At 40.1% G+C, this 6,494-nt stretch carries 8 protein-coding genes and 1 pseudogene; all 9 read left to right on the top strand.

The genetic code is table 11. From position 1 onward, the window contains the following. A pseudogene (locus NM10_RS13280) lies at window positions 1–234 on the top strand (hypothetical protein); the annotation flags it as partial. Continuing rightward, window positions 215–859, top strand: a complete 645-nt coding sequence (locus NM10_RS05745) for a riboflavin synthase (protein ID WP_020310651.1) — start codon at window positions 215–217, stop codon at window positions 857–859. The pseudogene NM10_RS13280 and the gene NM10_RS05745, both read left to right, overlap by 20 nt. Window positions 860–889: 30 nt before the next feature. Continuing rightward, entirely contained in the window at window positions 890–1,354 is a 465-nt protein-coding gene (ribH, locus tag NM10_RS05740) for a 6,7-dimethyl-8-ribityllumazine synthase (protein ID WP_014016697.1), read from the top strand. A 104-nt stretch (window positions 1,355–1,458) separates the two neighbouring features. After that, complete coding sequence (locus NM10_RS05735; protein WP_020310650.1) at window positions 1,459–2,466, top strand: AAA family ATPase; 1,008 nt, start codon at window positions 1,459–1,461, stop codon at window positions 2,464–2,466. Between the two features lie 372 nt (window positions 2,467–2,838). Then, a complete protein-coding gene (locus NM10_RS05730; RefSeq protein WP_239639632.1) occupies window positions 2,839–3,546 on the top strand; it encodes a glycosyltransferase family 2 protein in 708 nt (235 codons plus the stop codon). Between the two features lie 2 nt (window positions 3,547–3,548). Then, window positions 3,549–4,481 (top strand): glycosyltransferase family 8 protein, encoded by a 933-nt coding sequence (locus NM10_RS05725; protein WP_020310648.1) that lies wholly within the window; start codon window positions 3,549–3,551, stop codon window positions 4,479–4,481. Window positions 4,482–4,497: 16 nt separating this feature from the next. Next, window positions 4,498–4,818 carry a hypothetical protein gene (locus tag NM10_RS14150; RefSeq protein WP_020310647.1) on the top strand — a complete coding sequence of 107 codons (321 nt, stop codon included), beginning with the start codon at window positions 4,498–4,500 and terminating at the stop codon, window positions 4,816–4,818. 31 nt (window positions 4,819–4,849) lie between these two features. Continuing rightward, entirely contained in the window at window positions 4,850–5,719 is an 870-nt protein-coding gene (locus tag NM10_RS05720; protein ID WP_204365345.1) for an O-antigen ligase family protein, read from the top strand. Window positions 5,720–5,976: 257 nt separating this feature from the next. Beyond that, window positions 5,977–6,384 (top strand): glycosyltransferase family 9 protein, encoded by a 408-nt coding sequence (locus NM10_RS05715; protein ID WP_020310645.1) that lies wholly within the window; start codon window positions 5,977–5,979, stop codon window positions 6,382–6,384. The last annotated feature ends 110 nt before the right edge of the window (window positions 6,385–6,494 follow it).

Raw genomic sequence — 6,494 nt, 5'->3', positions numbered from 1 at the left:
CAGTACCGTCCAGGGCAGCTTCTTCGATGCCCGCCTGGTCGAGTCTATGCTTCATGGGGGACAAGGTCGATCGGTGGGACCGGAGCCCTGCCGTCTGTCGGCGGCTGCGGCGTCGATGAACTCGATGAATGCCTGCCGCTGGTCTACGATTCGGCAGAACTCCATGACAATAATGTATTGATTACGGCATATAATGCCAACAGGGAGGGCGCCTATGTTCACTGGCATCATTGAGGAACTGGGGACGATTGCCCATATGGACCGCCGCCCCGATTCCATCCGCCTGACCATTCAGGCACACAAAGTATTAGAAGGCACGCAGCTCGGCGACAGCATTGCCGTCAACGGCGTCTGCCTGACCGTCACGGATATGACGGACTCGACCTTTTCGGCCGACGTCATGCATGAAACCATGCGCCGCTCGTCGTTCAGCACTATCAAGAGCGGTTCCCAAGTCAACCTCGAACGGGCCATGCAGGTCGGCGGCCGCCTGGGCGGTCATATCGTCAGCGGCCATATCGACGGCATCGGCCACGTCGCCCGCATTGCCACCGATGGCATTGCCCGGGTCATCACCATTTCCATCCCCAAGGACATGGAGCCGTTCATCGTCGAAAAAGGCTCTATCACCATCGACGGCATCAGCCTGACTGTCGTATCCGTCGGCAGCAGCCAATTTTCCGTTTCCATCATCCCTCATACCATGGCCAATACGACGCTCATGGATAAACATCCGGGCGCTATCGTCAATTTGGAAACGGATGTCATCGGGAAATATGTCCATAGCTTTACCGTCGGTCATCCGTCGTCGGCGTCTTCGGGCCTGACGATGGAAAAACTGCTGGAAAATGGATTTTAACATAATATTTCAGAATAGGAGTGTTTTACAATGGTACAAGTCAAAGAAGGTAAATTAATCGGTTCTGGTGCGAAGTTCGGCATCGTCGTCGCACGTTTCAACGAATTCATCTGCAGCAAGCTCCTCGGCGGCGCTTACGACGCTCTCCATCGTCATGGCGTCGATGACGCAGACATTACGACAGCCTGGGTCCCGGGCGCCTTTGAAATCCCCCTGATCGCCCAGAAAATGGCAGAATCGGGCAAATACGACGCCGTCATCTGCCTCGGTGCCGTCATCCGCGGCGCTACCAGCCACTATGACCTCGTCTGCGGTGAATCGGCCAAAGGCATCGCCCAGGCATCCCTCAAGACGGGCATCCCCATCATGTTCGGCGTCATCACGACAGAAAATATCGAACAGGCCATCGAACGGGCTGGCACAAAAGCCGGCAACAAAGGCTTCGACGTCGCTACCAGCGCCATCGAAATGGTCAACCTCATCAAAGAATTATAAACACAAGCGAAGTTATAAAAAGGGCTGTCTCTCCGGGCGGATGCTGGGAAAGGCAGCCCTTGCTATAAATCGATATTTCAATCAGATGACAGGGGTGATAAGTCATGGCTTTATGTGAAATTCATATGGAAAACTTTTCAGTTTTTTCGGATGGAAAAATTTCTTTGTCGCCGAATATAAATGTATTCATTGGAGCTAATGGAACAGGGAAGACGCAGCTGTTAAAAGCGGTATATGGTTGTTGCGAATTGACTGCAGACCATCGTGAAAATTTCCAGGCCTGTTTCCAGCTAAACGCTAAGACGAAGTCATTAGCAAGGAATAAAAAGCAGAACGTATGCCATTTTTCTCTTGCTAGTACAGATCAGGAGGCTAAAATCATGACCCATCATCTTTTGGAGTCCGATGATGCCGGTGTACAGACCGTGTCCTATGAGCACAGCCTTTTCACAAAAAAAATCAATGCCGTTTATTTGCCGGTAAAAGATATGCTGACCCATTCACGGGGATTATTAGCTATGGCGCACAAGTACAATGACTTTCCCTTTGACAAGACTTTACTGGATAGTATCGAATGTGCCGGGCGTTGGGGACTTAAACAGCCATCAGCGTTGGCAAAGAGTATATTGCCACTGTTAGACCCGTTGATTAATGGGACCATTGCGATTGACAACGACGAATTTTACATTGTCAAAAAAAATGGACAGAAAATCAATTTTGAATTGGAAGCGGAAGGCTTTAAGAAAATTGGGATTCTTTGGCAATTATTGATGAATGAAACCATTACGGAAAATACGATACTTCTATGGGATGAACCAGAAGCCAATTTAAACCCTGAATTTTTGCCGGTTATTGCCGATTGCCTTTTAGCCCTTTCCAGACAGCATGTACAAATCCTTATCAGTACGCATAGCTATATTTTGGCCAAATATATCGAAATTCGTGCCAAGGACACGGATAAGGTCCTTTTTCATTCGCTGTATAAAAAAGATGATGGATTAGTATACGATGAACAACAGAAAAAATTTAGTGCTCTCCAAAATAATACGATTGTAACCGCTTTTGAAGCGCTTATGGATGAAATCTACATGGGAAGAAAAGCAGGTGAATAAGGTGGAACAGATTTTCAAGATGAAAATCATACCTGTGAATTTAATAGCGGTGAGAAACTCATTGATGAAGTACATGTGTGGACTATACAGGATTGGAATCAACAATACGGCAAGTTCCCGGCAAGAAAATTGAAAATATAATAAATAGCAAGATACTATCAGGATGCACCGTATTTAGCGCTGTCCTTCTCCTCCTATACTAGGAAGGATGCGGCTTGACTGTACTTTGACCGGGGGATATGGTACTATGTAACATAGTTATTAATGCGTATCAGACAGATGACGATATTTTTCATTGGTAAAGAAATGAGGACTTTATGAGCACATTGACGATTGTCATTTTAACTAAAAATGAGGAAACATATATTGAAAATGCGATTAAAAATGCAAAAAAATGCAACGGACGATGTGTTGGTTATTGATTCGGGGAGTACAGATTCTACGATAAATTTAGCATTAAAAGAGGGCGCAAGGACTGTTTTTCATGAACTGAATGATGATTTTGCAGCTCAACGAAATTTTGCTCTTACGCAAACTGATTCTGAGTGGATTATGTACCTTGATGCCGATGAACGCCTTGATAAAATTTTATGTGAATATATAACAAGTATTGTTCAGAGTAATAATAAAGCACGTCAATATGGCATGGAAAGGTATATGCTTTTTAACGGATATGAATTCCATCATGGAATTTTTTCTCCAGATTGTGTATACAGATTGTTTCCAAGGGATAAGGTACATTGGGTTGGTAAAGTCCATGAGCATCCAGAATGTAATTTACCTAAAGAAATACTGAAAGGTAAAATGCAGCATTATACTTATAAAAGCTGGCATCAGTGGCTAATGAAGGCAGATTATTATACAACAATTTGGGCGGAAGAAAGATATCAGCAAGGAAAAAGAGTATCTTTAGGAACAGCCTTTTTACATGCAAGTTTAGGCGCCTTGAGAGCTTTACTTATCAAAAGAGCTTTTTTAGATGGTTGGATGGGAATTATTTCATGTGGGCAGCATGGCTTTTATACTATGCTTAAATATGTGAAATTGTATGAATTGCAGAAGAAAAATGAAAAGGATTGAAAATGGAAAAAATTACGCTTGTTTTAGCAGCTGATAATAATTATGCGCAACATTTGGCAGTAGCCTGTGCATCAATTTTGAAAAACACCTTGCATCCAGAAAAAATATACTTCTATGTCTTGAATGATGATATTTCATCAGAAAATCAAGACTTAATTATGCAGACTGTACATGATTTAAAAGGGGAAGTTCAGTTTATTTCAGTGGATGATAAAAAGGTTCATGGCTTTACTAGTGGTCATATTAGTAAAGCTGCTTATTTGCGACTTACTATTGATCAAGTGCTTCCGGAAACTGTCACTAAGGTTATCTATTTTGACACAGATTTAGTCGTATTAGATGATGTGGAGAAATTATGGAACTTTTCCCTAGAGGGGAAGCCACTAGGTGCAGTTTGTGATTTTGGCATTATGAAATCCAAAAGGATGCGGCGGCAAAAGTTTGAGACGTTAGGCTTGCCGGAGGGAGACCCTTATTTTAATTCAGGCGTTCTTATCATGGATTTACAACAGTGGCGGCAAAAAAGATATGGAAGCTTAGTTATTGGTACGGTAACTCAACATGCTTTCCGTCATCACGATCAAGATGGCCTGAATAAGGTTTTTATGAACAATTGGAAAAAAATCCCGCTTAGATGGAATGTTATTCCGCCTGTATTTACGATGCCCTTAAAAGTACTATGTCATGCTTCATTAAGGGTAAAGGCTTTAGAAGCTATGAAAAATCTGGCTGTTTTTCATTGGGCTGGAAGGTATAAACCTTGGGAATTTTCTTTAAATGGTCCTTTCAATAAGTTGTATTATGATTATTTAAAATGGACAACTTTTAATAATCAACCTATGCCTCAACCGAGTGAAGATATGAAGGGAAAATCAATTACAAGACAGAATTTTCGCATTAGGTGGGCATTTTTTTGGAAAATGATTTTAGGCTGAGAAAGAGTGGAAATTAATGAAATTTAATAATTTTGCATTTGTCAATTTGATGGAGAAAATAATTGGGCCTATAAATAGAATAAAATTCAATCACTTATGTCTTATTATGATTACTTTGGCAATATGTATACAGCGTCTTACTATTGCTGTTGGAAATGTGTTTTATGCATTTGCTATTATATTTTTTACTATTGATACCTATCACAGATATCGTTCTGGTGAGAAATTGTTTTTACCGATACAAATTAAAAGATATTTTCTTATCTATGTGTTTTTTGCACTAATGGTATTGCCATCAGCAATTTTTAGTTTAAATACTGAATATTCTATTTTTTAAATACATTGATTATTTTGTACTACGCTTTTTTGTGTTGATTATATTGATTTTTCTAAAAGTTGATAATGAGGCTATCAAGAAGGCTTTGTTTTTCTTTATTGTTTTTATGGCTATTGATGGGATTGCAACACTTGCTGAGCGGTTTATCACACAGGCATCCCGAGCACAAGGCCTCGGAGATGGTTGGCTTCGCCATGCTAGCATAGTCGCTACAGTTTTTCCAGCTAGTATCATCTTGTGGATTTCACAAAAAAAATATACTTTGTATAAAAATTGGTTGTTCTTCTGTGCGGTCTGTATTGTTTTGGGGGCAATCGCTAGTGGAACAAGAAGTTCTTGGGTGGGGATTCTAGCTGTCATGCCTTTTGTGCTTTATCAAGGTGCAAAATGGAGTCCTAAAAAATGTTTTGCCTTAGTAGCAATTTTTATTTGTATAACAGGTACAATAGTAGCGACTCCTCAGTTGCAACAACGTGCAGCTTCCATAGCGAATATAACAACGGATCGATCAAATGGTGACCGTATCGAAGCTTGGAAGAGTGCAACAGTTATGGTACGAGAAAAACCTATTATTGGATATGGAATCTTACAGGGGGGCAAGGTTTATCTCCAAAATTATCGTACTGCGGCGGATACGCAAGGGCTCGGTCACTTCCATAATAACTATGTGCAGACAGTTGTAGACAGCGGCTTTATGGGCTTTATCGGCTTGATAGTATTTATAATTTATTCGTTGTGGATATTTAGGAGGTGGAATTGTCCGTATAGCTTAATCGGTTTTTGTGCTTGGATCGGTTTTATTGTTGTAGGTTTTTTTGATTATACATTAGGAATGTCAGCTGCAGTGAAAACACTTTGGTTCATTACGGGATGTAGTCTACGTTTGTATGAGGATATCTGATATTTTGCCTTTGTTATCCTATCGATTTTGACAATATGTCTGATATTTTAGAGATTTATTTGTGTATAAATAAATGAAATTGTCTTGAATGAGGTATCTGTCATAATCAAGAAAGTACTTTACAAGTAACAATCGTTATTTTCAATAATTATTACAACAATATTCTTGAAAAAAAAACTATTTGTTGAATATAAACGACTTGAACGCCATATTGATTCGCTTTTTTATGATGAAGATTATTGAGGAGAGGCTATTATATGTCACATATTAAAATATTTATTGACGGTATTATGCATTTAGGGGACATGATTATGTCTTCCTCGGTTATCCCTGTTTTAAAAAAAGCATATCCCGATTCTGAAATTATATATTTGGCAACCGCGAATTTAGCCTATGTAGCTTCATTTTTTGAAGGTATCGATCAAGTCATTCCCTATACGTATCAAAGTAAAGGTGGATATATGGATGTATATCGTATGGGAAAGATGCTCCGTAAATATAACTTTGATATAGGAATTTCTCTTGATCCTCGCGAACGAGTTACTTTAATGAAATGGTTTGCACATATTCCGATTCGAATTAGTATGGAGCAAGCTCTAGGATGGAAATTAGGTTGGGAAAAATGGTTTTATTATAATGGGCCTGTGAATTCAGACCAGTACTGAAAATTTTAAGAGTGCATGATATAGTATTAAGTAACGAAAATTGGAGGATGCTATCATGCCAAGAAAAAAGTACACTTCTGAATTTAAGACCAAGATTGTTCTGTCAATTC

This window comes from Megasphaera sp. NM10, assembly GCF_000417505.1.
In the GTDB taxonomy this organism is placed as follows: Bacteria; Bacillota; Negativicutes; order Veillonellales; family Megasphaeraceae; genus Megasphaera; species Megasphaera intestinihominis.
The sequence above is the reverse complement of the archived record's forward strand: the minus strand, read 5'-3'. Positions and strand labels throughout refer to the sequence as shown.

Excerpts from the sequence above, each read along its gene's own strand:
- NM10_RS05745 (WP_020310651.1), top strand. The coding sequence starts at position 215 with ATGTTCACTGGCATCATTGAGGAACTGGGGACGATTGCCCATATGGAC.
- ribH (WP_014016697.1), top strand. The coding sequence starts at position 890 with ATGGTACAAGTCAAAGAAGGTAAATTAATCGGTTCTGGTGCGAAGTTC.
- NM10_RS05735 (WP_020310650.1), top strand. The coding sequence starts at position 1,459 with ATGGCTTTATGTGAAATTCATATGGAAAACTTTTCAGTTTTTTCGGAT.
- NM10_RS05730 (WP_239639632.1), top strand. The coding sequence starts at position 2,839 with ATGCGATTAAAAATGCAAAAAAATGCAACGGACGATGTGTTGGTTATT.
- NM10_RS05725 (WP_020310648.1), top strand. The coding sequence starts at position 3,549 with ATGGAAAAAATTACGCTTGTTTTAGCAGCTGATAATAATTATGCGCAA.
- NM10_RS14150 (WP_020310647.1), top strand. The coding sequence starts at position 4,498 with ATGAAATTTAATAATTTTGCATTTGTCAATTTGATGGAGAAAATAATT.
- NM10_RS05715 (WP_020310645.1), top strand. The coding sequence starts at position 5,977 with ATGTCACATATTAAAATATTTATTGACGGTATTATGCATTTAGGGGAC.